This window comes from Microbacterium enclense (genome assembly GCA_038182865.1).
Classification (GTDB): Bacteria; Actinomycetota; Actinomycetes; order Actinomycetales; family Microbacteriaceae; genus Microbacterium; species Microbacterium enclense_B.
In genome coordinates, this window is sequence record CP116226.1 from 4,107,621 (window position 1) to 4,132,277 (window position 24,657).

25 protein-coding genes are annotated in these 24,657 nt (G+C 70.0%); 3 read left to right on the forward strand and 22 right to left on the reverse strand.

The features are described from left to right. Positions 1-42: 42 nt before the first annotated feature. The 16 genes from PIR02_19555 to infC all read right to left on the reverse strand — a co-directional run bounded on the left by PIR02_19555 (position 43) and on the right by infC (position 16,291). Complete coding sequence (locus tag PIR02_19555) at positions 43-1,164, reverse strand: heparan-alpha-glucosaminide N-acetyltransferase domain-containing protein (GenBank protein ID WZH36918.1); 1,122 nt, start codon at positions 1,162-1,164, stop codon at positions 43-45. Continuing rightward, a complete protein-coding gene (gene argF / locus PIR02_19560) occupies positions 1,143-2,066 on the reverse strand; it encodes an ornithine carbamoyltransferase (protein WZH36919.1) in 924 nt (307 codons plus the stop codon). The genes PIR02_19555 and argF overlap by 22 nt, the downstream gene beginning before the upstream one ends. Next, positions 2,063-3,310 (reverse strand): acetylornithine transaminase, encoded by a 1,248-nt coding sequence (locus PIR02_19565; protein WZH36920.1) that lies wholly within the window; start codon positions 3,308-3,310, stop codon positions 2,063-2,065. Before PIR02_19565 ends, argF begins: the two co-directional genes overlap by 4 nt. After that, a complete protein-coding gene (gene argB / locus PIR02_19570; GenBank protein WZH36921.1) occupies positions 3,307-4,209 on the reverse strand; it encodes an acetylglutamate kinase in 903 nt (300 codons plus the stop codon). The genes PIR02_19565 and argB overlap by 4 nt, the downstream gene beginning before the upstream one ends. Beyond that, positions 4,206-5,363 (reverse strand): bifunctional glutamate N-acetyltransferase/amino-acid acetyltransferase ArgJ, encoded by a 1,158-nt coding sequence (gene argJ / locus PIR02_19575; protein ID WZH36922.1) that lies wholly within the window; start codon positions 5,361-5,363, stop codon positions 4,206-4,208. The genes argB and argJ overlap by 4 nt, the downstream gene beginning before the upstream one ends. Continuing rightward, complete coding sequence (argC, locus tag PIR02_19580) at positions 5,360-6,409, reverse strand: N-acetyl-gamma-glutamyl-phosphate reductase (protein ID WZH36923.1); 1,050 nt, start codon at positions 6,407-6,409, stop codon at positions 5,360-5,362. The genes argJ and argC overlap by 4 nt, the downstream gene beginning before the upstream one ends. 526 nt (positions 6,410-6,935) lie before the next feature. Next, positions 6,936-9,446, reverse strand: coding sequence for a phenylalanine--tRNA ligase subunit beta (pheT, locus tag PIR02_19585; protein ID WZH36924.1), 2,511 nt, complete (start codon positions 9,444-9,446; stop codon positions 6,936-6,938). Continuing rightward, positions 9,446-10,486 (reverse strand): phenylalanine--tRNA ligase subunit alpha, encoded by a 1,041-nt coding sequence (pheS, locus tag PIR02_19590; GenBank protein WZH36925.1) that lies wholly within the window; start codon positions 10,484-10,486, stop codon positions 9,446-9,448. The genes pheT and pheS overlap by 1 nt, the downstream gene beginning before the upstream one ends. Before the next feature lie 64 nt (positions 10,487-10,550). Continuing rightward, positions 10,551-11,465 (reverse strand): amino acid ABC transporter permease, encoded by a 915-nt coding sequence (locus tag PIR02_19595; GenBank protein WZH36926.1) that lies wholly within the window; start codon positions 11,463-11,465, stop codon positions 10,551-10,553. Beyond that, positions 11,462-12,112 carry an amino acid ABC transporter permease gene (locus PIR02_19600; GenBank protein ID WZH36927.1) on the reverse strand — a complete coding sequence of 217 codons (651 nt, stop codon included), beginning with the start codon at positions 12,110-12,112 and terminating at the stop codon, positions 11,462-11,464. The genes PIR02_19595 and PIR02_19600 overlap by 4 nt, the downstream gene beginning before the upstream one ends. A gap of 99 nt (positions 12,113-12,211) precedes the next feature. Further along, positions 12,212-13,135: a glutamate ABC transporter substrate-binding protein gene (locus PIR02_19605; protein ID WZH36928.1), complete on the reverse strand. Its 924-nt coding sequence runs from the start codon at positions 13,133-13,135 to the stop codon at positions 12,212-12,214. A 119-nt stretch (positions 13,136-13,254) separates the two neighbouring features. Continuing rightward, entirely contained in the window at positions 13,255-14,016 is a 762-nt protein-coding gene (locus PIR02_19610; GenBank protein WZH36929.1) for an amino acid ABC transporter ATP-binding protein, read from the reverse strand. A 74-nt stretch (positions 14,017-14,090) separates the two neighbouring features. Beyond that, the gene (locus PIR02_19615) at positions 14,091-14,888 is read right to left on the reverse strand and encodes an RNA methyltransferase (protein WZH36930.1); all 798 of its coding nucleotides are present in this window, start codon (positions 14,886-14,888) and stop codon (positions 14,091-14,093) included. 102 nt (positions 14,889-14,990) lie between these two features. Then, entirely contained in the window at positions 14,991-15,374 is a 384-nt protein-coding gene (rplT, locus tag PIR02_19620; protein WZH36931.1) for a 50S ribosomal protein L20, read from the reverse strand. Positions 15,375-15,403: 29 nt separating this feature from the next. Then, positions 15,404-15,598, reverse strand: coding sequence for a 50S ribosomal protein L35 (gene rpmI, locus PIR02_19625; GenBank protein ID WZH36932.1), 195 nt, complete (start codon positions 15,596-15,598; stop codon positions 15,404-15,406). A gap of 48 nt (positions 15,599-15,646) precedes the next feature. Then, positions 15,647-16,291 (reverse strand): translation initiation factor IF-3, encoded by a 645-nt coding sequence (gene infC / locus PIR02_19630; GenBank protein WZH36933.1) that lies wholly within the window; start codon positions 16,289-16,291, stop codon positions 15,647-15,649. Between the two features lie 236 nt (positions 16,292-16,527). On the opposite strand from infC, the gene PIR02_19635 reads away from it, so the two are divergent. Next, positions 16,528-16,944: a DUF1844 domain-containing protein gene (locus PIR02_19635; GenBank protein ID WZH39050.1), complete on the forward strand. Its 417-nt coding sequence runs from the start codon at positions 16,528-16,530 to the stop codon at positions 16,942-16,944. A 365-nt stretch (positions 16,945-17,309) separates the two neighbouring features. Here the strand turns inward: PIR02_19635 and PIR02_19640 are convergent, their stop codons facing one another. The 6 genes from PIR02_19640 to PIR02_19665 all read right to left on the reverse strand — a co-directional run bounded on the left by PIR02_19640 (position 17,310) and on the right by PIR02_19665 (position 21,691). Then, on the reverse strand, positions 17,310-18,149 hold the full coding sequence (locus PIR02_19640) for an SseB family protein (GenBank protein ID WZH36934.1): 840 nt from the start codon (positions 18,147-18,149) through the stop codon (positions 17,310-17,312). Next, a complete protein-coding gene (gene priA / locus PIR02_19645; GenBank protein ID WZH36935.1) occupies positions 18,133-18,879 on the reverse strand; it encodes a bifunctional 1-(5-phosphoribosyl)-5-((5-phosphoribosylamino)methylideneamino)imidazole-4-carboxamide isomerase/phosphoribosylanthranilate isomerase PriA in 747 nt (248 codons plus the stop codon). The genes PIR02_19640 and priA overlap by 17 nt, the downstream gene beginning before the upstream one ends. A gap of 46 nt (positions 18,880-18,925) precedes the next feature. After that, positions 18,926-19,576, reverse strand: a complete 651-nt coding sequence (gene hisH, locus PIR02_19650) for an imidazole glycerol phosphate synthase subunit HisH (GenBank protein ID WZH36936.1) — start codon at positions 19,574-19,576, stop codon at positions 18,926-18,928. Next, positions 19,573-20,187, reverse strand: coding sequence for an imidazoleglycerol-phosphate dehydratase HisB (hisB, locus tag PIR02_19655; protein ID WZH36937.1), 615 nt, complete (start codon positions 20,185-20,187; stop codon positions 19,573-19,575). Before hisB ends, hisH begins: the two co-directional genes overlap by 4 nt. Then, entirely contained in the window at positions 20,184-21,278 is a 1,095-nt protein-coding gene (locus PIR02_19660; GenBank protein WZH36938.1) for a histidinol-phosphate transaminase, read from the reverse strand. Before PIR02_19660 ends, hisB begins: the two co-directional genes overlap by 4 nt. A 62-nt stretch (positions 21,279-21,340) precedes the next feature. After that, positions 21,341-21,691 (reverse strand): LysM peptidoglycan-binding domain-containing protein, encoded by a 351-nt coding sequence (locus tag PIR02_19665; GenBank protein ID WZH36939.1) that lies wholly within the window; start codon positions 21,689-21,691, stop codon positions 21,341-21,343. A 258-nt stretch (positions 21,692-21,949) separates the two neighbouring features. Between PIR02_19665 and lexA the strand changes: the two genes are divergently transcribed. Both lexA and PIR02_19675 read left to right on the forward strand, forming a co-directional pair. Next, positions 21,950-22,639, forward strand: a complete 690-nt coding sequence (lexA, locus tag PIR02_19670) for a transcriptional repressor LexA (protein WZH36940.1) — start codon at positions 21,950-21,952, stop codon at positions 22,637-22,639. 125 nt (positions 22,640-22,764) lie between these two features. Beyond that, entirely contained in the window at positions 22,765-24,657 is a 1,893-nt protein-coding gene (locus tag PIR02_19675; GenBank protein ID WZH36941.1) for a prolyl oligopeptidase family serine peptidase, read from the forward strand.

Here is a 24,657-nt window from a genome sequence, read left to right on the forward strand (position 1 = left end):
GGCCGCCGACACCTCCGTTGCCGTGACGACGGGCCCGCAGGCTCAGCGCGTGGCTGGCGTCGCGGCATCCCGCCCGACGACGAACCGCACGACCGCGTCGATCATCGTCTCCAGGGGCCCGCGGCCCACCGTCAGCACCCACACGGTGCAGCCGACGATCAGGCCGAGCGTGAGCGGCTCGAACAGACCGAGCGCCCGGATCCCCCAGAGATCCGACGTGTCGCCCAGCAGCACCAGCGCCACGACCGCCCACACCACCAGCTGCAGGACGTACGCCGTCAGCGGCATCGAGCCCACGGCGCGCAGGGGCACCGCCACCCAGCGCAGCGGCGTCCGGCACAGCAGCAGGCACAGGCCGATCGCGGCGATCGCGAAGCCGCCCGAGCCGATGACCTCGCCGAGTCCCGCCGAGTGGTCTTCGGCGCTCAACACGACCGCGAGGTAGCGATCCCCCGAAACCGCGGGAGCCGCGACGAGCGCGAGCCCGTACCCGGCGAGCGCGAGCGCGGCACCGGCGAGCAGGATCAGCACCTGCTCGGGCAGGAGCCGCAGATCGAGGCGACCGATCCCCATTCCGGCCAGGAGGAAGGCGATCCACACGGGGAACGGGTAGTGCCACCCGAGCGCGGCGGCGATCTCTTCCCCCGCACGCCCCGACCAGATGGGGGCCGCGTCGAGCACGGGTTGCACCCACGGCATCACGAGTGCGATCCCGCCGGCCGTCACGAACAGCCCGCGGGGGCGCATCCCGAGGAACGGCAGCGACAGCGCGAACAACAGCGCATATGCGGGGAGGATCACGTAGACCGGCACCCCGGTGAGCACGAGCAGCATGCCGATCACCCACAGAAACGCTCCGCGCAGAGCCAGTCGGGCCGCCGCTCGGGCGCGCCGCGGCCCTTCGACCGGTCGCGTTCCGCCGGTGACGAGTGAGATCGACACGCCCGCGAGCACGGCGAACAGGATCGACGAGCGCCCGTTGACGATGTCGACCCACGACGACGGCTCGCTGGGAACGAAGTCGTCGATGTCGAGCAGGTGCGCCGCCAGCATCCCCAGGACCGCGAGGCCCCGGGCCAGGTCGACACCGGCCAGCCGGCCCGGGCCGTCGAAGCGCGCCCAGAGCCGGCTGAACCGGGAGGTCAGTCCTGGCGCAGGAGCCACACCAACAGCGCCTTCTGCGCGTGCAGGCGGTTCTCCGCCTCGTCCCACACCACGCTCTGCGGGCCGTCGATGACCTCGGCGTCGACCTCGTAGCCGCGGTCGGCGGGGAGGCAGTGGATGAAGATCGCGTCGTCGTCGGCGCGGGTCATGAGCTCGCTCGTGACCTTGAACCCGCCGAGATCCCGGATGCGCGCGAGCTTCTCCTCTTCCTTGCCCATCGACACCCACGTGTCGGTGACGACGACGTCGGCTCCGGATGCCGCGGCCTCGGGGTCGTCGCTGAGCGTGATCGATCCGCCGGTCTCCGCGGCGATGCGCTCGGCGTCGGCGATCACGTCGGCACGCGGGGCGTAATCGGCGGGAGCGGCGACGCGCACGTGCATACCGGCCGTCACGCCCGCCAGCACGTACGAGTGGGCCATGTTGCTCTGCCCGTCGCCGAAGAACGACAGCGTCAGGCCTTTCAGCTCGCCCTTGTGCTCGCGGATCGTGAGCAGGTCGGCGAGGAGCTGGCAGGGGTGGAAGTCGTCGCTCAGCGCGTTGACGACGGGCACACGCGTTCCGCGCGCCATCTCCTCCAGGCCCGCCTGCGCATAGGTGCGCCACACGATCGCGGCGACCTGCCGCTCGAGCACGCGCGCGGTGTCGGAGGGGGTCTCCTTGCCGCCGAGCTGGCTGTTCGCGGTCGAGATGATCAGCGGCGACCCACCGAGGTCGGCGATACCGACCGCGAACGACACGCGCGTGCGGGTCGACGACTTGTCGAAGATCACCGCGACCGTCTGAGGACCCTCGAGCGGCTTCTGCGCCCAACGGTCCTTCTTCAGCTCGATCGCGAGGTCGAGGATCTCGGCCTGCTCGGCCGGGGTCAGGTCGTCATCGCGCAGCAGGTGGCGGGTCACGCGGGGGCTCCTTCGAGGATGAGGGCATCGGAAACGGTGCTGAGGGCGGCGCCGAACAGGTCGAGGAACGCCGCGATCTCGGCATCCCCGATCGTGAGCGGCGGGGCGATGCGGATCGTGTCGTCGTTCGCGGCGTTGACGATCAGGCCGTGCTGCTGAGCCGCGGCCACCACGGCCTTCGCGACGGGGCTCGTGAGACCGATCCCGAGGAGCAGCCCCCGCCCGCGGACGCCGGCCACCAGGGGCGAGCCGAGCGCGGCGATCCCCTCGCGCAGCTCGGTCTCGCGACGTGCGGCGTTCTCGACGAGACCGGATGCCTCGATCTCCTCCAGCACGGCGCCACCGACCGCCGTCCCGAGGGCGTTGCCCCCGAAGGTCGAGCCGTGCGTGCCGGGGAAGAACAGCTCGCTCGCGGCGCCGAAAGTGATGAGCGCACCGATGGGGAAACCCCCGCCGATGCCCTTGGCCACCGTGATGGCGTCGGGCACGATGCCGGCGTGCTGGAAGCCGAACCAGGCGCCGGTACGGCCGGCGCCGGTCTGGATCTCGTCGATGATGAGCAGCGCGCCGTGACGCGCGGTGATCTCCCGCGCGGCCTGCAGGTAGCCCTCGGGCAGTTCGACGACGCCTGCCTCGCCCTGGATCGGCTCGACGAGGAGCGCGGCGACCCGCTCGTCGACCGCCGCCTCGAGGGCCTCGATCGTGGCGTCGATGTGCTCGACGCCCGGGACCATCGGGAGGAAGTCGGCTTGCAGAGCCGGCTTGCCGGTGAGCGCCAGCGATCCCATCGTGCGGCCGTGGAAGCCGCCCGTGAGCGTCAGGATGCGCGTGCGGTCGGTGCCGCGACCGTGCAGACGCGCGAGCTTGAACGCCGCCTCGTTGGCCTCGGCTCCCGAGTTGCCGAAGTACACCCGGCCCGACTCCCCCGTTCCCGCGAGCCGCTTCAGGCGTGCGGCCATCGCGAGCTGCGGGGGCGTGGCGAAGTAGTTCGACACGTGTGCGAGCGTCGACGCCTGCGCGGTGATCGCCTCCACGAAGACGGGGTGCGCGTGGCCCAGGGCGTTGACGGCGATGCCGGCCAGGAAGTCGAGGTACTTCTTGTCGTCGACGTCCCAGACGTAGGCTCCCTCGCCGCGCACGAACATCGCCAGGCGATCCCCGAAGCTGCGGACGAGGTCGCGTCCGGCGTCGTCCTGCCAGGCGGCGCGCTGCGCCGTGGGTTCTTGAGTCGTGTCCGCGGTCATGCGACCACCTCCGTTCCGATTCCCTTGCTGGTGAACAGTTCGACGAGCACCGAGTGCGGCACGCGTCCGTCGATGATCGCGGCGCTGGGCACTCCCCCGTCGACGGCGTCGAGGCACGCCTGCATCTTCGGGATCATGCCCGACTCCAGCGACGGCACCATCGCGCGCAGCTCGGTCGAGGTCAGATGCGAGACGAGCGAGTCGCGGTTCGGCCAGTCGGCGTACAGGCCCGGCACGTCGGTCAGGACGACGAGCTTCTTGGCGTTGAGGGCGACCGCGAGCGCGGCGGCCGCGGCATCCGCGTTGACGTTCAACGAGGTGCCGGGGTTGTCGAGGTCGGGGGCGATGCTCGACACGATCGGCACGCGACCGGCGGCGAGGTGGTCGAGCACGGGCTGCGGGTCGACGGTGACGACGTCGCCGACGCGACCGAGGTCGTGCTCGACGCCGTCCACGACGACCCCGCGGCGGCGGCCGCCGAACAGGCCGGCATCCTCACCGCTGAGTCCCGTCGCGAGGGGCCCGTGCGCGTTCACCTTCGCGACGAGCTGCGGGTTGATCTGCCCCGTGAGGACCATGCGCACGACGCTGATCGCCTCGGTCGAGGTGACGCGGTAGCCGCCGCGGAACTCGCTGGGGATGTCGAGGCGGTCGAGCATCGACGAGATCTGGGGGCCGCCGCCGTGCACCACGACGGGCTTCACACCCACGTAGCGCAGGTAGGCGATGTCGGCGGCGAAAGCGTCTTGCAGCTCGTCGCTGACCATGGCGTTGCCGCCGTACTTCACCACCACCACCTGGTCGCGGTACTTGCGCACCCAGGGCAGCGACTCGACGAGCGTGACCGCCCGCTCGCTGGCCTCGGCGGGATCGGTGTCTTGGAGATCGACGTGGGTCATGAGGCGTAGGCGCTGTTCTCGTGGACGTACTCGTGCGTGAGGTCGTTGGTGCGGATCGTGGCCGTCGCGTCGCCGACGCGGAGGTCCACGACGAGATCGGTCGCGCGGGGCGTCAGATCGACGTCCTCGCGGGGGCGATCGGGGCCGCCCGCCGTGCACACCCGCACGCCGTTCATCCAGACGTCGACGTCGTACGGGTCGAAGGCGGCCTCGGTCGTGCCGATCGCGGCGAGCACGCGGCCCCAGTTGGGGTCGTTGCCGAAGATGGCGGCCTTGAAGAGATTGTTGCGGGCGATCGAGCGCCCCACCTCGACGGCGTCGGTCTCGCTCTCGGCGTTCACGACCCGGATGGTGATGTCGTGGCTCGCCCCTTCGGCGTCGCCCTGCAGCTGCGCGGCGAGGTCGTCGCACACGGCCGTGAGCGCGGTGGCGAACTCGTCGTCCGGAACCCGGATGCCACTGGCCCCACTGACCATCAGCGTCACCTGGTCGTTGGTCGACATGCACCCGTCGGAGTCCAGCCGGTCGAAGCTGACCCGCGTCGCGGCGCGCAGAGCCGCGTCGGCCTCGGCGGAATCGAGGACCGCATCGGTCGTGACGACCACGAGCATGGTCGCCAGGCCGGGAGCCAGCATTCCGGCGCCCTTCGCCATCGCGCCGATCGACCAGCCGTCGCCGACGTGGACGGCGCGCTTCGGCTTCGAGTCGGTGGTCATGATCGCGAGCGACGCGTTCTCGCCCCCGTCGGTCGACAGCGATGCGACTCCCTGCTCGACGCCCTGGAGGACCTTCGCGCGGAAGACCTCGTCGCCGGTGCCGATGAGACCCGTCGAGCACACGAGAACGTCTCCCGCACCGATCCCGAGCAGTTCGGCCGCGCGCTCCGCGGTCTGATGCGTGGTCTGGAACCCGAACGAACCGGTGAAGCAGTTGGCTCCACCGGAGTTCAGCACGATCGCTTCCACGACCCCGTCCTTCACGACCTGCTCCGACCACAGGATCGGGTTGGCCTTCGCACGGTTCGAGGTGAAGACGGCGGCACCTACTTTGAGGGGACCGCGGTTGACCACGACGGCGACGTCGCGCGCGCCGGTGGACTTCAAGCCGACGGCGACTCCTGCCGCGTCGAATCCGGCGGGGGCGGTCACGCTCACGGGGCGACTCCGTTCAGGGGAAGGGCGGTGGTCTCGGCGAGGCCGAGCGCGATGTTGAGGGACTGCACGGCCGCACCGGCCGTGCCCTTGACGAGGTTGTCGACCGCAGCGACCGCGACGACGCGGTTCGCCGCCCGGTCGATGGCGAGACCGATCGAGGCGACGTTGGCCCCGAGGACGTCCGCCGTGCGGGGGAAGACTCCCGCCGGGAGGAGCTCTACGAACGGCTCGTCGGCGTACGCCTCCTCCCACGCGCCGCGGATCTCGGCATCCGTGGCGCCCTCGCGGATCGGTGCCGACGACGTCGCGAGGATGCCCCGGGCCATGGGCACGAGAACGGGAGTGAACGAGAGCCGGATGCCGTCGACCGGCGCTCCGGCCGCGACGAGCGCCTGGCGGATCTCGGGGATGTGCCGGTGCGTCCCGCCGACCGCGTAGGGGTTCGCGGTGCCGAGGATCTCGCTCGCGAGGAGATTGGTCTTCGCGGCCTTGCCGGCACCGCTCGGTCCCACCGCCAGCACCGAGACGATGTCTGCGGGGTCGATGACGCCCGCGGCCACACCCGGCGCGAGCGAGAGCGCGACGGTGGAGGCGTTGCAGCCGGGAGCGGCGATCCGCGTGGCGCCCTGGAGGTTCTCCCGCTGCTTGCCCGCGGTGGTGGGCAGCTCGGGCACGCCGTACGCCCACGGTTCCGCGTGCGGGCCGCTGTAGAACGCGGCCCAGTCGTCAGAAGAGGTGAGGCGGTGGTCGGCGCCGGCGTCGATGACGAGAGGGGTGCCGGCCAGGGCATCGGTGTACTGCGCTGACTGCCCGTGCGGCAGCGCGAGGAAGACGACGTCGTGGCCCGCCAGGATCTCGGGGGTCGTCGCCTGCAGCTCGAGATGCGCGAGCGAGCGGAGGTGCGGTTGGTGGGCGAGAAGCGGTTGGCCCGCGCTGGAGTGCGCGGTGACCGTGCGGATCTCGACATCGGGATGGTCGGCGAGGAGGCGGAGGATCTCGCCGCCCGCGTAGCCGGAAGCGCCGGAAACGGCGACCGAGAGGGTCATGTATCTACCTTAGGAGTCGGGGCTGGTGCTGAAACTCAGCGCGTACCGGGGCGGCGACGCCCGCAAGCCCGACTGGTGGCGGACTACGAGGTCGCCGAAGCTCGGCGTGCAACCCGACGTCGGCGCAGCGCAGCGGTGCTCACGGAGAGCTCCTCGCGGGTGGCGGCGATCGACGACATGTGGCGAGAGTATCCGCCCGTCGAGGGCGAGGGCAAATTCGCGCGCGCGGCGCGCAAAAGGTCCCCTGCCTGGGAGAACGACATGCAATCCCCCTCTTGTCCCCCATTTGGGGGACAAGGATGCCCTATGCTGTGAGTCCTGCCCTCATCGCTGGTTGCTTCCGACTGCCCCCTTACCGGCGGTGAGGGCAGGCCCACAGCGCAGTGAACCGCGCGCCTCTCAGCCTAGGTGCGCGAAGCGGCCTCGGCGAACGCGCGGACCACCCGTCGCGACGGTCGAGAAAAGCGAGGGCGGGATGCCACGGCTTCCGCCGCGGACACCCCGCCCTGTGACGTCTCGAGCTCTCTCAGTCGCGGATCGCCGCTCCGAAGCGCTCAGCCGCCACGGCGACACCGGCGAGCTTCGCCTCGGTCGCTTCGGCTGCGGTCAGGGTGCGGTCTTCGGCCCGGAAACGCAACGCGAACGTCAGGCTCTTCGTGCCCTCCGTGAGCCCGGAGCCGCGGTAGTCGTCGACGAGACGAGCACCCTCGAGCAGCGGCGCACCGCCCTCGAGCAGTGCCGCGCGCACGGCGCCGGCGGCCACCTCGGCGGGGACGACGAGCGACACGTCCTGCGTCGCAGCGGGGAATCCGGAGAGGGATGCCGCGACGACGCGCGCCTGCGCGAGGTCGAGCATCGCGTCGAGGTCGAGTTCGGCCACCAGCACACGGCCCGGGAGGTCGGCGGCGGCAGACACGGTCGGCAGCACCTCGCCGACGTACCCGATGTCCTGTCCCCCGACGAGCACACGAGCGGTGCGCCCCGGGTGCAGGGCGGCACGCTGCGCCTGCACGAGCTCGATGTCGAGACCCGCTGCCGCGGTCAGCACGCGGACGGCGTCCACCGCGTCGGCCAGATCGGCGGCCACGGCTGCCTGTCCGGGCTGCTTCGGCACGGAGTGTCCGGTGAGCAGCACGGCGATGTGACGACGCTGCGGCGGGATCGAGGCATCCAGAGCCGTGAGGGTCGCGGCATCCGGGCGCACCGCCAGCGGCGGGACCGACGCGGTGCCGTACTGCACACCCGGCTTCGGAAGGAAGACGGTGCCGACCTCGAAGAGCGCGAGATCGACGATCCCCCGCGAGACGTTGCGGTGTGCGACCTGCAGCAACGCGGGCACGAGCGAGCGGCGCAAGAACGGCGCGAGCCCGTCGAGCGGGTTCGCCAGCTTGACGCTCGGCAGCTTCTCGCCCGACGGCGATCCGTGCAGCGCGTTCTGCTCCTCGGTGGTGAAGGGGAACGACGGCGTCTCGACGAACCCCGCGGCGGCCAGCGCGTTCGCGACACGGCGACGCCCCTGCTGGGGACCCGTCAGTCCACGACCCGAGGGCGGGGTCGGCAACACCGACGGGATGCGGTCGTAGCCCTCGATGCGAGCCACTTCTTCGGCGAGGGTCCACTTGTCGCTGAGGTCGTGGCGCCACGACGGGGCGGTGACGGACCATCCGCCCTCGCGTTCCTCGACCCGGCAGCCGATCAGGCGGAGGGCCGACACGGTCTCGTCGTCGGTGTACTGCACGCCGATCAGGCCCGACACGAAGCCCGAGGGAAGGACGATCGGGTCGCGGCGGTACGACGAGCCCAGCGACCCGCCGAGCTCGGTGTCGAGGGTGCCTCCCGCGAGCTCGACCATCAACGACGCCACGCGCTCCGCGGCGACGTAGGGAACGAGGGGGTCGACGCCCCGCTCGAAACGGCGCGACGCCTCGGAGGGCAACTTGTGACGACGGGCCGTGCGAGCGATCGACACCTGGTCGAAGGTCGCCGCCTCGATGAGGACGTTGCGCGTGGCATCGCTCATCTCGGTCGGGCCGCCGCCCATCACGCCGGCCAGGCCGATGGGGCCGGACTCGTCGGTGATGAGAAGGTCTTCCGCGTGGAGCGTGCGCACCTGGCCGTCGAGCGTCTCGAGCTTCTCCCCCTGCTCGGCGCGGCGGACGACGATGCCGCCCTGAAGACGGTCGAGGTCGTAGCCATGGATCGGCTGGCCGAGCTCGAGCATGACGTAGTTCGTGATGTCGATCAGCACACCGAGCGACCGGATGCCGGCCAGCGACAGGCGCGTGATCATCCACGGCGGCGTCGGGCGAGACGGGTCGACGTCGCGCACGATCCGCGCGACGAACTCGCTCGCGCCCTGGCGTCCGCGGATCGGTGCCTGGTCGTCGACGGTGATCGGGAAGCCGGCGGGCGTGCGCGCCACCGCGTCGTCGTGGCCCGCCCCGGGGTCGCGGAACGCGGCCCCCGTGGCGTGCGAGTACTCGCGGGCCACGCCACGCAGCGACAGGGCGTAGCCGCGGTCGGGGGTCACGTTGATCTCGACGGCGATGTCATCCAGGCCCAGCAGCGCGATGGCATCCGTTCCCACCGGCGCATCGATACCGAGGTCGACCAGGCGCAGGATGCCGGAGTGCTCGCTGCCGAGTCCCAGCTCCTTCGCCGAGGCGATCATGCCGTCGGACACGTGACCGTAGGTCTTCCGGGCGGCGATCGGGAAGGGCCCGGGCAGCACGGAACCGGGCAGGGTCACGACGACCTTGTCACCCGGGAAGAAGTTCGAGGCTCCGCAGACGATGCCGCGCACGCCCCCGTGCTCCTCGCCGACGTCGACCTGGCACCAGCGGATGGTCTTGCCGTTGGACTGCGGCTCCGGGGTGAACTCGGTCACCTCGCCGACGACGATGGGGCCGGACAGCTCGAAGCGGTGCACGTCTTCTTCTTCGAAGCCGACGGACACCAGCGCCGCGAGGACGTCGTCGGGCGTGGCATCCGCGGGCACATCGACGTACTCGCGCAACCAGGAGAGCGGGACGCGCATCAGACCACCATTCCGAACTGCTCGCTGAAGCGGACATCGCCCTCGGCCATGTCGCGCATGTCTTGCACGTCGCTGCGGAACATGAGCGTGCGCTCGATGCCCATGCCGAAGGCGAAGCCCGAATACTCCTCGGGGTCGATGCCGGCGGCCCGCAGGACGTTGGGGTTCACCATGCCGCACCCGCCCCACTCGATCCATCGCGCCCCGCCCTTGAAGGTGGGATGCCACAGGTCGAGCTCGGCGCTCGGCTCGGTGAACGGGAAGAAGTTGGCGCGGAAGCGCGTCTTCGCCTCGGGTCCGAACAGCACCCGCGCGGCGTGGTCGAGCGTGCCCTTGAGGTGCGCCATGGTGATGCCCTTGTCGATCACGAGCCCCTCGAACTGCGTGAACACCGGAAGATGCGTCGCGTCGAACTCGTCGGTGCGGTACACCCGGCCGGGGCAGAGCACGTAGATGGGCAGGTCGCGCTCGAGCATCGACCTCACCTGCACCGGGCTCGTGTGCGTGCGCATGACGAGGTGGCGGGCGACGGGGTCGACGAAGAACGTGTCCTGCATCTGCCGCGCCGGGTGGTCGACGTCGAAGTTCAGCGCGTCGAAGTTGAACCACTCGTGCTCGAGCTCGGGGCCCTCCGCGATCTCCCATCCCATGCCGACGAAGATGTCGGACACCTGCTCCTGAAGGAGGGAGATGGGATGCCGCGCTCCCACGCGGGCGCGCTGCGGCAGAGCCGTGACGTCGATGCGCTCGGCCTCCAGCTGCGCGGCGATCTCCGCCTCGGCCAGTTCGGCTTCCCGCGCGGCGAGGGCCTGGTTGACCTGTCCGCGGGCCTGGCCCACCAGTTTGCCGAACGCCGCCTTCTGGTCGGGGGCGACGTGGCGCATCTGGGCGTTCAGTCGCGCGAGGGCGGACTGCTCACCGGTGTGAGCTGCGCGGGCGGCTTTCAGGTCGGCCGTGGTCGCGGCCGCGGCGATGGCCGCGAGAGCGGCTTCGACGGCGGAGGCGACGGCCTCGGGGGTGATCTCGGGAGCGTCGGACACGAGATGAGAGTCTACCGACGGGCGGGGACACTCCCCCGCCCGTCGGTACTCGGGCGCTGCGGTTTCAGAGCCCGGACGCGTCGTACTTGCCGAGGCCGCGTTGCGCGACGATCAGCTCGGTGTCGGTCGCGGTCTGTCCCGGAGGCTCCGCCCCGGCGACGCGGGTGGCTTTCGGCGAACGCCGCAGACCGATCTCGACGCGGTGGGCGATGTACGACAGCGCGAGGCACATCGCGACGTAGATGACACTCGCGATCATCGCGGCGGGGATGAGCGGCGAGCCGTACTCGCCGTTCGAGCCGAGAAGGCGCGCGAAGTACAGGAGCTCGGGGTAGGTGATGATGAAGCCGAGCGCGGTGTCCTTCAGGGTCACCACCAGCTGCGCGATGATCACGGGGAGCATGGCGCGGATCGCCTGCGGCAGCAGGATCAACCGCATGACGCCCGACTTGCGCAGACCGATCGCGTAGCCGGCCTCGCTCTGCCCACGCGGCAGCGACTCGACGCCGGCGCGAATGACCTCGGAGAGCACCGAGCCGTTGTAGGCGATGAGGGCGATCACCACGGCCCAGTACGACGACATCTTGATGCCGACGACGGGTAGGCCGTAGTACAGCAGCAGCATGAAGATGAGCACCGGGACCGCACGGAGCAGCTCGACGATCCAGCCGACCGGCATCCGGACCCAGACGTGATCCGACATACGCCCGATCGCGAGGATGAACCCCAGGACGACCGCGCCGACCGCGGCGGCCGCGAAGGCGGCCAGGGTAGCGAGCGTCGCCTCGCCGAAGCGCACCCAGATCGCGCTGTAGGTGAAGACGTTCCACTTGGCCGCAGAGAACTGCCCCGTGTCGACGAAGCGCCAGACGACGAAACCGATGACGGCGGCGACGAGCACGAGCGTGGCGGCGCCGAGGAGGCGGTTGCGCAGCCGCGCGCGGGGACCGGGGAGGTCGTAGAGAACGGAGGAACTCATCGGGCCACCTTCCACTTCTTCTCAGCGCCGCGCTGCAGGGCCGACAGCACGAGCACCAGCAGAACGAACACGGCCATGACCAGGACGATCGTCATCAGCTGGTTCTCGCCGTTCTCGCTCATGACGGCGCGGATGTTGCCGAGATTGACCACGGAGAAGCCCGAGGCCACGGTGGTGTTCTTCAGCAGAGCGATGAAGACGCTCATCATCGGCGGGATCACCGAGCGCGTCGCCTGCGGGAGCACGACGAGCGTCATCACCTGGCCGAAGCCGAGCCCCAGGGCGCGGGCGGCTTCGGCCTGGCCCACGGGGACGGTGTTGATGCCGGAACGGATCGTCTCGGCCACGTAGGTCGCGGTGTAGATGCCGAGACCGCAGACGGCGAGGACGAGGAAGCTGCCGCGCGGGACGTCGATGAGCAGCGGCACGCAGAACGCGAAGAAGAAGAGGACGAGCGTCAGCGGGGTGTTGCGGATCCAGTTCACGTACACCGCGCCGACCGCACGCGCGATCGGGACGGGCGACACGCGCATCGCCGCGACGATGAACCCCAGCACGAGCGCGATCAGACCGCCGCCCAGGAAGAGCACGACGGTCCCCCACAGCGCCTGTGCCCACAGGTCGGGGTAGTCGAAGATCTGATTCACCGCATGGTGTCCGTTCTGTTCTGTCGGGCGCCGGTCGAGCGTCCGTCTGTCGAGCGGGGTGCGTGCGGGCGGCGATTCGTCGCCGCCCGCACAACGGGCTCAGCTGACGGGGTCGACCGCCGGCTGCTCGCCCTTGACGCCCGAGGCGCCGAGGTTCTTCTCGAAGATGGCCTCCCAGGTGGATCCGCCGTCGGTGAACATGGTGTTCACGAACTCCTGGAAAGCGGTGTCGCCCTTGGCGAGGCCGACGCCGTAGCGCTCCTCGCTGAACGGCTCACCCGCGATCTTGAGATTGTCGGGGTCCTGAGCGGCGTAGCCGAGGAGGATGGCCTCGTCGGTGGTGACCGCGTCGACCTCGCCGTTCTTCAGCTTCTCGACGCACTGCGAGTACGTGTCGAACTCGACGACCTTGGCGGGTGTCTCTTCGCGGATGCGCTGGATCGGCGTCGAACCGGTGACCGAGCAGACGGTGGTCTCGGCGGTCAGCGAGTCCTTGCCCGTGATGGTGTCGTTGTCGGCCGCGACGAGCAGGCCCTGACCGGTCAGGAAGTACGGACCCGCGAACGCGATCTGCTCCTTGCGCTTGTCGGTGATCGAATAGGTACCGACGTAGTAGTCGATGTCACCGTTGATGATGGCCTGCTCGCGGTTCGCCGAGGCGATGGCCTTGTACTCGACCTTCGAAGTGTCGGCGGGGTCGTAGCCGAGCGAGGCGGCGATCCAGCGGGCGACGTCGACGTCGAAGCCCTTGCGCTCGCCCGTGACCGGGTCGAGGTAGCCGAGGCCGGGCTGGTCTTCCTTGACGCCGATGACGACCTTGCCGGCCGAGGTGATCTTCTCGAAGGTGGGGCTGCCGTCGATCGTGACGTCGGTGGCCACCGCGCCGTAGACGGGGGCGTCGCTGCTGCTGCCGCCGTCGGAACCGGCGTCGGGCGAGCCGGGGGTGCCGCTGTTGCAAGCCGTCAGGGCCAGCAGGCTCGCGGCGAGGACGCCGAGGCCCGTGAGAGTACGTGTCTTACGCATGTGATGTCTCCTTGGTTACGTGTGCTGTGCGGATAAGGGTCGATGACGGCGCGTTCGGGTCGGCCGGGGGGGGTGACGCGAGTGGGCGAGAGAACCTCCTTGTCCGTCGCCGTTTCAGGTCAGTGCGTGATGAGCTTCGACAGGAAGTCTTTGGCGCGGTCGGACTGCGGGTTGGTGAAGAACTGCTCGGGAGCGGCCTGCTCCACGATCTGCCCGTCGGCCATGAAGACCACACGGTTCGCAGCCTTGCGCGCGAAGCCCATCTCGTGGGTGACGACGATCATGGTCATGCCGTCCTTCGCGAGTCCCACCATGACGTCGAGGACCTCGTTGATCATCTCGGGATCGAGCGCCGAGGTCGGCTCGTCGAAGAGCATGACCTTCGGCTTCATGGCCAGCGCGCGCGCGATCGCGACGCGCTGCTGCTGACCGCCGGAGAGCTGCGCAGGAAGCTTGTCGGCCTGGTGACCGACACCGACGCGGTCCAGGAGCGCCCGCGCCTCTTTCTCGGCATCCGCCTTCTTGAGCTTGCGAACCTTCAGGGGCCCGAGCGTGACGTTCTCGAGGATCGTCAGGTGCGCGAAGAGATTGAACGACTGGAAGACCATGCCGACATCGGCACGCAGCTTCGCCAGCCCCTTGCCTTCCTCGGGAAGGGGGGCGCCGTCGATCGTGATCGAACCGCTCGTGATCGTCTCGAGCCGGTTGATCGTGCGGCACAGGGTCGACTTGCCGGATCCGGAGGGACCGATCACGACGACGACCTCGCCGCGGTCGACGGTGAGGTTGATGTCTTTCAGCGCCTGGAACTGGCCGTAGTGCTTCTGCACATCGGAGACGACGACGAGGGGCTCGGAGCCCGCCGGGGGAACGGATGCCATGCGTTCACCCTATGAGAGCGACGCTCCGGCGACCACACCGGAACGCACGCCTTAACCGTTCTGTAACAGCCCGATCAGCCCGCGCGCTGCGCGAAAGCGGTCTCGTACAGGCACACGCTCGCCGCCGTGGCGAGGTTCAGAGACTCCGCACGGCCGTAGATCGGAAGACGCAGGGACAGGTCGGCATGGGCGAGGGCCGTCTCGTCGAGACCCCGGGCCTCGTTGCCGAACAACCACGCCGTGGGTTCGGCGAGCAGATCACGGGATGCCAGGAAATCGTCGCCATCGACATCGGCGGCGACCACGCGCATGCCGGCTTCGTGCACCCGCGCGACCACATCGGCGAGCTCGAGGTCGACGGCCACGGGGAGGTGGAATAGCGATCCGGTCGTCGAGCGCACGACCTTCGGGTTGTAGGGGTCGACGGTGCGCCCCGTCAGCACCACCGCATCGGCGCCTGCGGCGTCGGCGGCGCGGATGATCGTGCCGAGGTTGCCGGGGTCGCGCACCTCCTCGCAGATCGCGATCAACCGAGGCTGGCCGGACAGCACGTCCTTCAGCGCGGTCGGCGCCTGCCGCGCCACGGCGACGATGCCCTGCGGTGTGACCGTGTCGGCCATGGCATCCAGGACGGCTTCGGTCGTGTACTGCAGATCGATCCCCGCCTGCTCGGCCGCGTCGCGCACGTCGGTGTGCTTCTCGAGGGCGGTCGGGGTCGCGTACAGCTCGACCACCGTCTCGGGCGCCCAGGCCAGCGCCTCTCGCGCCGCTTGAGGGCCCTCCAAGAGGAACAGGCCGGTCTCGTGACGGGCGGCGCGCTTGCTGAGCTTCGCCACGGCGCGCACCCGCGGCGAACGGGGGTTCTCGAGCACGTCCTCAGTGTATGGCGTCAGCGGCATGCACCCCGGGATGCCGCGCAGAAACGACGAACGGGCGCCCTCCGCAGAGGACGCCCGTTCGGACGAGGTCGCGTATTACGCGGACTTCGGAGCGTTGACGTCGCTGGGCAGCGCCGCCTTCGCGGTCTGAACCAGCGAGGCGAACACGGCGGGCTCGTTCACGGCGAGCTCGGCGAGCATACGACGGTCGACCTGCACACCCGCAAGGCCGAGGCCCTGGATGAAGCGGTTGTACGTGAGGCCGTTCTGACGCGACGCGGCGTTGATGCGCTGGATCCACAGACGACGGAAGTCGCCCTTGCGCTTGCGACGGTCACGGTACGCGTAGACCAGGGAGTGGGTGACCTGCTCCTTGGCCTTGCGGTACAGGCGCGAACGCTGACCGCGGTAACCGGATGCGCGCTCGAGGATGACGCGACGCTTCTTGTGGGCGTTTACTGCCCGCTTGACTCTAGCCATTTCTGTTTCTTCCTAACGTGCGTCGGCGCTCAGAGACCGAGGAGCTTCTTGGCGACCTTCGAGTCGCCCTTGGCCAGGACCTGCTCCTGGTTCAGGCGACGGGTGCGCTTCGACGCCTTGCCTTCGAGGTTGTGGCGCATGCCGGCCTGCTGCTTCATGAGCTTGCCGCTACCGGTGAGCTTGAAGCGCTTCTTGGCACCCGAGTGGGTCTTCTGCTTCGGCATCTGTCTTCCTTCGTTGGTGTTCCCGCCGGAGCGGGAGTCTGGGGAGCTTTACTCGGCGGGGGCCGAGTCGGGCGTTTCTTCCGAGGCCGAGTCGCCGCGGGCGGCGCTGCGCGCTGCCTCGCGGTTCGCCGCGCGCTGCGCGTTCTGCTCGGTCTTGACCTCGGACTTGTTCTTGTGAGGAGCGACCACCATGACCATGTTGCGGCCGTCGATCGTGGGGTTCGACTCGACGGTGCCGAACTCGGCCACGTCTTCCGCGAACTTGCGCAGCAGACGCACACCCTGCTCGGGACGCGACTGCTCGCGACCGCGGAACAGGATCATGGCCTTCACCTTGTCGCCCGCCTGAAGGAATCCCTCGGCGCGCTTGAGCTTGGTGATGTAGTCGTGGGCCTCGATCTTCAGGCGGAACCGCACCTCTTTGAGGACGGTGTTCGCCTGGTTGCGGCGCGTCTCCTTGGCCTTCTGGGCGGCCTCGTACTTGAACTTGCCGTAATCCATGATCTTGACCACGGGCGGCTTCGAGCTCGGCGCAACCTCGACCAAGTCGAGGTCCGCTTCCTGGGCCAGGCGCAGCGCAGCTTCGATTCGGACGATGCCGACCTGCTCGCCGTTGGGTCCGACGAGACGGACCTCCGGGACTCGGATGCGCTCGTTGGTGCGGGGATCGCTGATGCGGAACTCCTCTTTCATACGGGTGGTGGCCGCCGCGATCCATCGGAATCGCGGGCGAAGAGGAGAGACACGCCACCCGGCACGGTGCTTTCGGCACCGGCTTCTGCACCCGAGCAACCCCGTGCGAAACGGAGCGGAGTGCGGGAACCCGGTAGCCTGGAGCGGCAAGCGCGGGTGGGATGTGATCCTCTTTCGTACGGAGTGAGACACTCCGAAGCCCGCCATAGTCTAGCAGAGAGATTCACGTGGACACGATCCCCTCCGACCAGCCCGCCGACGACCACACCGCGCACCGCCACGGAGCCGACGACGAGCGTCTCGCCCGCTGGGAGGAGCAGGAGCGCGCGGCGTCGTCCGCGACCCGCGACATCGCGGACGTGCCCGCCGTCGAGGTCATCACCACGGCCGCCGTGCACCTCATGAGCGCCGCCGCCGTCAAGACCGGTCTGGCCGACGATCCCGCCCAGCAGCTCGATCTCGACGAAGCCCGCAAGCTCATCAACGCCCTCGCCGGACTCATCACCGCCGGCGCCCCCGAGATCAGCGACATGCACGCCCGATCGCTCCGCGACGGACTGCGATCGCTGCAGCTGGCATTCCGCGAGGCGTCGACCATTCAAGACCCGATCGGTAAGGGGCCGGGCGAGAAGTGGACGGGTCCCGTCACGTAGGTCGTTCGTTCTGGGGGTACCGGCTACGGGGTGCCCCTCTTCCCAGGCAAGAGCAGGGCCCCTACCCCGATTGCCTGGGAAGAGGGGCACCCCTTCGCCTGTGCCGCAGGACAACTCCTCCGAGACACCCGCGGGATATGAAAGAGGCATCACTGCGCCCCGTGCCGCAGGACGGCTCCTCCGTGACACCCGCGGGGGTATGAAAGACACCCCTCACCCGGGGCCGCACGCGGCGCCTCACGGCGCCGCCGGGACAGGGTCCGTCATGAGAACAGGGCATCCCCCGAGAACAGGGCGATCGAGCCGGAAACGGCCTGTTGCCGTGGCATCCCCTGTTCTGGTGACCTCGAACGAGGGAGCAGCGCTCAGGCGTCGGCGCTGCGGTGCAGCTTGACCGTCAGGGAGTCGACCAGGACGGCGATGCGGTCGTCGGCCGACCAACGGCGGGCGATCCGCGCGAGCACGGCGTCCAATTCCTCCTGCTCCAGGCCCGACATCAACTGGAGGTGCACGACGAGCTCCGGTCCGCGCAGGCGGCCGGTGGGATCGCCCGACTCGACAGCGAGGTCGAGCACGGCGAGCTCACCCGAGATGCTCTCCTGCAGGCCCGTGAAGATCGTCGGCGACGTGTGCGCGGGTTCCCACGCCTCACCCTGAGCGATGGCCCAGACCGCGGGACGCCGGAGGACGAACTCCGTCTCGGAGGCGGGGTCGATGACGACGAGGTCGGTGTCCTCCGACGCTGCGGCGAGAGCCGTGCGCCTCCCGTCCGCGGGGACGGGGCGGGCCGTGGCATCCCACGTCTGCAACGCCGTGACGGACGTGAACACCGGGAGCACCTTGCGGCCGTCGGGTGCCGCGACCGTCACGATCGACAGCTCCTGGGTCTTGTCGACCTCGAGGCCGTGCGCGCCGATGCCGTGATCGCCTTTCTCGGCGACCAGCGGGATCAGCAGGCGCGCGTCGCGATAGGCGTCCACGATCGCGCGTGCATCGCCCTCGCCGGAGCGGAACGCCAGGAGCGCCGCCAGGAGGGCGGGATCGGCCGATCCGTCGTCACCGGAGTGCGGATTCGCCTGGAAGCTGCGCCCTTCCCAGGGGACACCGGCCGAGTCCGCGTGGCCCCCGGCTCCCGGGGAGCCGTTCCCGTGCGGGTCGTCGCCGTGCGGGTCGTGGACGTGCGGGTCGTCAGTGTCCGGCGACATCCAGTGCCTCAGCGAGCGTGAACTGGCCCGCGTAGAGCGCTTTGCCGACGATCGCACCCTCGACGCCGAGGGGCACGAGCTCGCGGAGCGCGGCGATGTCGTCGAGGCTCGAGACGCCGCCGGAGGCGACGATCGGCTTCGGCGTGCGCTGCGTCATCTCGCGCAGCAGGTCGATGTTCGGGCCCCGGAGCGTGCCGTCCTTGGTCACGTCGGTGACGACGTAGCGGCTGCAGCCGGCGTCTTCGAGGCGCTCGAGGACCGTCCACAGGTCGCCGCCGTCACGGGTCCAGCCGCGAGCGGCCAGCGTCGTACCACGCACGTCGAGTCCGACGGCGATGGCCTCGCCGTAGCGGTTGATGACGTCCGCGGCCCACTCGGGGTTCTCGAGAGCCGCGGTGCCGAGGTTGATGCGGCTCGCTCCGCTCTCGAGCGCCGCCTCGAGCGAACGGTCGTCACGGATGCCGCCCGACAGCTCGACCTGCACGCCCTTGACCTGCTTGATGACCTTGCGCATCACGTTCGCGTTGCTCCCGCGACCGAAGGCGGCGTCGAGGTCGACGAGGTGGATCCACTGCGCACCCTGACGCGCGAAGTCGGCCGCGGCGTCGACGGGATCGCCGTAGCTGGTCTCGGTGCCGGCCTCTCCCTGGGTGAGTCGGACGGCCTTGCCGTCGGCGACATCGACCGCCGGAAGCAGCACAAGTTCGGGCGTGGACGCGAAATCGTTCATGGCTCCTCGCACCCCCCGGCGCATCTCGCCGAGCCTGGGCACGAGGTCACACAGTAGTCGTGCGCAGCCCGTCGATCCAATTGGCCAGGAGCCGGATGCCGGCTTCGCCCGACTTCTCGGGATGGAACTGCGTCGCCGCGAGCGGGCCGTTCTCCACCGCCGCGAGGAACGGCGCCCCGTACGTGCACCACGTCAGGACGGGCTCGGGGAACGGAGCCGTGACCTCGAGCGACCACTGCTGTGCCGCGTAGGAGTGCACGAAGTAGAAGCGCTCCTTCTCGATCCCGTCGAACAGGCGCGAGCCGTCTCCGGATGCCACGGTGTTCCAGCCCATGTGCGGGAGTACCGGGGCCTCCAGCTCGGCGACCGTCCCCGGCCACTCCCCCAGACCAGCCGTGTCGACCCCGCGTTCGATGCCCCGCTCGAACATGACCTGCATGCCGACGCAGATGCCCAGCACCGGACGTCCGCCGGCGAGCCGCCGGTCGATGATCTCGCCTCCGCGGCTGCCGTTGAGCGCGTCCATGACCGCGCTGAAAGCGCCCACCCCGGGCACGAGCAGCCCGTCGGCGTCGAGGAGGAGGGACCGGTCGGAGGTCAGCCGCGCGTCGGCGCCGGCCTCGATCAGCGCCTTGACGGCGGAGTGGACGTTCCCGGAACCGTAGTCGAGGACGGCGACGATGGGCTTGGCCGTCACAGCGCCCCCTTGGTGCTCGGGATGCCGTCGACCAATGGGTCGAGGGCCTTCGCCTGACGGAAGGCGCGCGCGAGCGCCTTGTACTCGGCCTCCGCGATGTGATGCGGGTCGCGGCCACCCAGGACGCGCACGTGCACGGTCAGGCCGGCGTGGATCGAGATGGCCTCGAAGGAGTGACGGACGAGAGAACCCGTGAAGTGCCCCCCGATGAGGTGGTGCTCGAAGCCCGCGGGCTCACCGGCGTGAACGAGGTACGGCCGGCCGCTGATGTCGACCACCGCCTGCGCGAGGGCCTCGTCGAGGGGGACGAGCGCGTCGCCGTAGCGGGCGATGCCCGACTTGTCGCCGAGGGCCTCGCGAATGGCCTGACCGAGGACGATCGACGTGTCCTCGACCGTGTGGTGGGCGTCGATGTGGGTATCGCCGGTCGCTCGCACGCGCAGGTCGGTCAGCGAGTGCTTCGCGAAGGCCGTGAGCATGTGGTCGAAGAAGGGCACCGTCGTCTGGATGTCGCTCGCGCCGCGGCCGTCGAGGTCGAGTTCGAGCTCGATGCGCGACTCGCTCGTCTCGCGGGCGATCGACGCGGTACGGGGCGTGGCGGGGCCGGTCATGACCGCGATCCTACCGAGGCGAGGGCGTCGAGGAACGCGGTGGTCTCGTCGGCCGTGCCCGCCGTCACCCGCAGGTGGTGGGGGATTCCGACGTCGCGGATGAGGACACCCCGGTCGTACAGCGCCTTCCACGTCGCCTGCGGGTCGTCGACCCCACCGAAGAGCACGAAGTTCGTCCACGTCTCGTGCGCGGTGTACCCGAGCGCCGAGACGGTGGCCGAGATACGGTCGCGCTGGGCGACGATCTCGTCGACCATCGACAACATGGTGTCGGCGTGACGGAGCGCTGCCGTCGCCGCCGCCTGCGTGAGCGCACTCAGGTGGTACGGCAGCCGAACCAGACGCAGGGCGTCGACGAGAGCGGGGTCCGCCGCGAGGTACCCCACGCGAGCACCGGCGAAGGCGAACGCCTTGCTCATCGTGCGCGAGACGACCAGACGCGGGCGATCCGGCAGGAGCGAGACCGCAGAGGCCTCGTCGCGCGGCGCGAACTCCTCGTATGCCTCGTCGACGATCACGATGCCGTCGGTGGCGTCGTAGACCGCTTCGACGACATCGAGTCGGAGGGGCGTGCCCGTGGGGTTGTTCGGAGCACACAGGAAGACGATGTCGGGGCGCTGCTCGCGCACTTGTGCGGCGGCCGCCTCAGCGCTCAGCGAGAAGTCGTGCGCACGCGTGCCCGCGACCCAGCGCGCGCCGGTCGCACGCGTGAGGATCGGGTACATCGAGTACGTCGGAGCGAACCCCATCGCTGTACGACCCGGCCCACCGAACGCCTGAAGGATGTGCTGGAGCACTTCGTTCGAGCCGTTCGCGGCCCAGATCTGCTCCGGCGTCAGACCGTTGCCGAGGTACCCGGCGAAGGCCTCCCGGAGACCGGTGAACTCACGGTCGGGGTACCGGTTGACGTCGCGGAGGGCCCGGGCCACGGCATCCAGGATGTCGTCGGCGACCTCGGGCGGAACGGGATGAGTGTTCTCATTCACGTTGAGCGCGACGGGCAGGGCCGCTTGAGGGGCGCCGTACGGGGTCATCCCCCGGAGGTCGTCGCGAAGAGGCAGGTCATCTAGGCGCACAGTCACCTCACCCATCGTAGGCGGATGCCGTCGCCGCGAGCCGCCGCAGAGACACGCGAGGTCGTGACGCGCGGGGCTCAGGGAGCGGCGAGGTACTCCGTCGGGATGGCGATGCGCTGGCCGGCAGCGACCGAGCCGCCCTCGAGGGCGTTCAGGCGTGAAATCTGCGCCACGACATCGCGGGGGTCTGCCTCGGGAGCGATGTCTTCGGCGATCGACCACAGTGTCTCGCCGCTCATGACGGTGATCTCGGCGAAGGAGTGCCCGGGGGCGCTCGCGGTGCCCGAGGCCAGAGCCGCGCCGCCGCCGATGACGGCGAGGCCCAGCGCCACGATCACCGGGAGCGCGACGAGGAACGCGACGACGCGGCGACCGCGTGCCGTGAGGCGCAGACGAGTGGTGGGTGCGGTGAGGGTGATGCTGCTCATGATGTGCTCCTTGGTGGGGAGAGATTCGCACCCCACCCTCGGCCGGGAGGGCGGTGGTGCGAATCTGTATTCCGAATCTATCTTCGATACTTTCGAGTGTCAACACCGACGGCGATCGGAGACGAATCGAACGCGACACGCGTGAGGCTCCGTGTCATTCGGGTCGTCCACCGGATACGGTTTCGACACGGAGACCTCATCACCAACCTCCGACATTCGAATTTCCGCCGCAGAATCCGCGGCGCGAGGGGAGCTCAGATGACCGACGCGATGGCCGCCGCCGGCCGGGAACGACCGCAGACGCGGCGGCGCAAGAACCTCAGCGACAAGCAGCTCGCGATCCTCGAGGTCATCCAGCGTTCGATCGCGCGTCACGGCTACCCGCCGAGCATGCGCGAGATCGGCGACGCCGTCGGCCTGAAGTCGCTCTCGAGCGTGACGCACCAGCTCAACCAGCTCGAGCTCAGCGGATATCTGCGACGCGACCCCGGCAAGACGCGCGCCATGGAGGTGCTCATCGACCTTCCCGGCGCCGCCGCCGAGAACCCGGCCGATACGGCACCGGCGCTGGGCGACGCCGCCCTCGTGCCCCTGGTCGGGCGGATCGCCGCCGGTGTTCCCATCACAGCCGACCAGCAGGTCGAGGAGATCTTCCCCCTCCCCCGCCAGCTCGTCGGCAAGGGCGAGCTCTTCATGCTCAAGGTCTCCGGTGAGTCCATGATCGACGCGGCCATCTGCGACGGCGACTGGGTCGTCGTGCGGTCGCAGGCGAACGCCGAGAACGGGGAGATCGTCGCCGCGATGCTCGATGGTGAGGCCACGGTGAAGACCTTCCGCCGCCGCGACGGTCACACGTGGCTGCTCCCCCGCAACAGCGCCTTCGAGCCGATCCTCGGCGATGAGGCCGTCGTCCTCGGCCGCGTCGTCGCGGTGCTGCGCGCGGTCTGATCGCGGACCCGAGCCCAGGATGCCGTGGGCGCAGCACCGCCGCGCGAGTCTCGCGCGTCGCCGGTGGCAGCGTCCGATCGTCACCCGCGGGAGCGGGTGTCGGAAGCCCTCCCTAGGCTGGGGTGATGGCTGACACCCTCCCCTACGGTTCCTGGCCCTCACCGATCACGCCCGAGTCGGTCGCGCAGTCGTCGCCGCGCATCGACGGTGCCCTCCTCGTGGGCGATGAGGTGTGGTGGGGCGAGTCCGTTCCCGCGGAGGCGGGGCGCGTCGCGGTCAAGCGTCGTCGCGCCGACGGCGGTGTCGAGACGGTGCTCCCGGCGCCCGCGAATGCGCGCTCCGCGGTCCACGAGTACGGGGGCGGCGCGTGGACCGCCTCCGGCGACGGCGAGCTGTTCTACGTCGAGAAGGCCGACCAGCGCGTCTACGCACTGCGTCCGGGTGGACGGGCGCGCGCGCTGACTCCCGCTGACGACACGGTCCGTCACGGCGGGCTCCGGTTCGAGCACGGTGTCCTCCTCGCCGTCCGCGAGACCCATGGCTCCGAACGCGTTCCCGCGCGGGCGATCGTGCGTATCGGGACCGATGCGGAGAGGCCCGGAGAGATCCTCGCCGACGGCAGCGATTTCCTCGCTCAACCCGCGCTCTCACCCGATGGTCGACGTCTGGCCTGGGTGGCCTGGAACCACCCCGACATGCCGTGGGACGCCACGACCATCCGCGTCACCGACCTCGCGACCGGCGAGGTGCGTGACCTCGCCGCCGCCCCGGGTCGCGCGCCCCTGCAGCCCGTGTGGCTCGGCGACGACGAGCTCCTGTACACCGACGACCCTGACGGACGCTGGAACCTCGTCCGCCACCCGCTCGACGGCGAGGCGCAGCCAGTGGCCCCAGCCGACGCCGACACGGGCGGCGGTCTCTGGGTACTCGGCACACGGTGGTTCGGCGCGACCGACGACGGCCGTATCGTCGCGGTGCGGACCAACGGCGACGACGAGATCGTCGAGATCGCTCCGTCCGGTGTCCGGCCGCTCGAGGTCCCCGCGGTCGCGGGCACGGCGGTCGACGACGCGCGTGGATCACGGGTTCTCGTGTCCGGTGCCGACGCCGGTGGGCGTTCAGGCCTCTGGCTCGTCGACCTCGATTCCGGCGCTGTCGACCTCGTCACGGGCGGCTCCGGCTCGTGGAGCGACGAGTGGATGCCGACGGCTCGTGCCCTCGCGACCGAGGGTCCGCACGGGCCGGTCCACGCCTTCGCCTACGCTCCCACCAACCCCGACATCGCAGCTCCCGACGGCGAGCGTCCGCCGTACGTCGTGCTCGTCCACGGCGGCCCGACCTCGCACGTCGGGCCCTCCCCCTCGGCCAAGACGGCGTTCTTCACCAGCCGCGGCATCGGCGTGCTCGACGTCAACTACGGCGGTTCGACCGGCTACGGTCGCGCATACCGCGAGCGCCTGAAGGGGCAGTGGGGCGTGGTCGACGTCGACGACGTGGCCGCTGCGGCATCCGCGCTCGCCGAGGCGGGACTCGCCGATCCCGAGCGCGTGGCCATCACGGGCGGATCGGCAGGCGGGTGGACGGTGCTGGCCGCCGTCACGAACACCGACGTGTTCTCCGCCGGCATCTCGCGCTACGGCGTCGGCGACGCGCGCGCGTTGGCCGAAGACACCCACGACTTCGAGGCACGCTACCTCGACGGACTCATCGGCCCTCTCCCCGACGCCGAGGCGGTGTACGTCGAGCGATCGCCTCTCAGCCACCCGGAGCGTTTCCGCGTGCCGCTGCTCATCCTCCAGGGCAGCGAGGACCGCGTCGTGCCTCCCTCCCAGGCCGAGGCCATCCGCGACGCCCTCTCCGCACACGGTGTCCCCCACGCCTACGTGCTCTACGAGGGCGAGGGCCATGGCTTCCGGCGTGCCGAGACCGTGGTCGACTCGCTTCGCCGCGAGCTCGGTTTCCTCGGCGCGGTGTTCGGCTTCGCGACGCCGGGCATCGAGCCTCTCGAGCTCGACTGA

Coding starts and splice junctions, on each gene's coding strand:
- PIR02_19675 (WZH36941.1), top strand. CDS start 22,765: ATGGCTGACACCCTCCCCTACGGTTCCTGGCCCTCACCGATCACGCCC.
- PIR02_19640 (WZH36934.1), bottom strand. CDS start 18,149: ATGTCGCCGGACACTGACGACCCGCACGTCCACGACCCGCACGGCGAC.
- lexA (WZH36940.1), top strand. CDS start 21,950: ATGACCGACGCGATGGCCGCCGCCGGCCGGGAACGACCGCAGACGCGG.
- PIR02_19605 (WZH36928.1), bottom strand. CDS start 13,135: ATGCGTAAGACACGTACTCTCACGGGCCTCGGCGTCCTCGCCGCGAGC.
- rplT (WZH36931.1), bottom strand. CDS start 15,374: ATGGCTAGAGTCAAGCGGGCAGTAAACGCCCACAAGAAGCGTCGCGTC.
- infC (WZH36933.1), bottom strand. CDS start 16,291: ATGAAAGAGGAGTTCCGCATCAGCGATCCCCGCACCAACGAGCGCATC.
- priA (WZH36935.1), bottom strand. CDS start 18,879: ATGAACGATTTCGCGTCCACGCCCGAACTTGTGCTGCTTCCGGCGGTC.
- PIR02_19595 (WZH36926.1), bottom strand. CDS start 11,465: ATGAGTTCCTCCGTTCTCTACGACCTCCCCGGTCCCCGCGCGCGGCTG.
- PIR02_19565 (WZH36920.1), bottom strand. CDS start 3,310: ATGACCGCGGACACGACTCAAGAACCCACGGCGCAGCGCGCCGCCTGG.
- argC (WZH36923.1), bottom strand. CDS start 6,409: ATGACCCTCTCGGTCGCCGTTTCCGGCGCTTCCGGCTACGCGGGCGGC.
- pheT (WZH36924.1), bottom strand. CDS start 9,446: ATGCGCGTCCCGCTCTCCTGGTTGCGCGAGTACGTCGATGTGCCCGCG.
- hisB (WZH36937.1), bottom strand. CDS start 20,187: ATGACCGGCCCCGCCACGCCCCGTACCGCGTCGATCGCCCGCGAGACG.
- PIR02_19610 (WZH36929.1), bottom strand. CDS start 14,016: ATGGCATCCGTTCCCCCGGCGGGCTCCGAGCCCCTCGTCGTCGTCTCC.
- PIR02_19665 (WZH36939.1), bottom strand. CDS start 21,691: ATGAGCAGCATCACCCTCACCGCACCCACCACTCGTCTGCGCCTCACG.
- rpmI (WZH36932.1), bottom strand. CDS start 15,598: ATGCCGAAGCAGAAGACCCACTCGGGTGCCAAGAAGCGCTTCAAGCTC.
- PIR02_19660 (WZH36938.1), bottom strand. CDS start 21,278: ATGGGTGAGGTGACTGTGCGCCTAGATGACCTGCCTCTTCGCGACGAC.
- argB (WZH36921.1), bottom strand. CDS start 4,209: ATGACCCACGTCGATCTCCAAGACACCGATCCCGCCGAGGCCAGCGAG.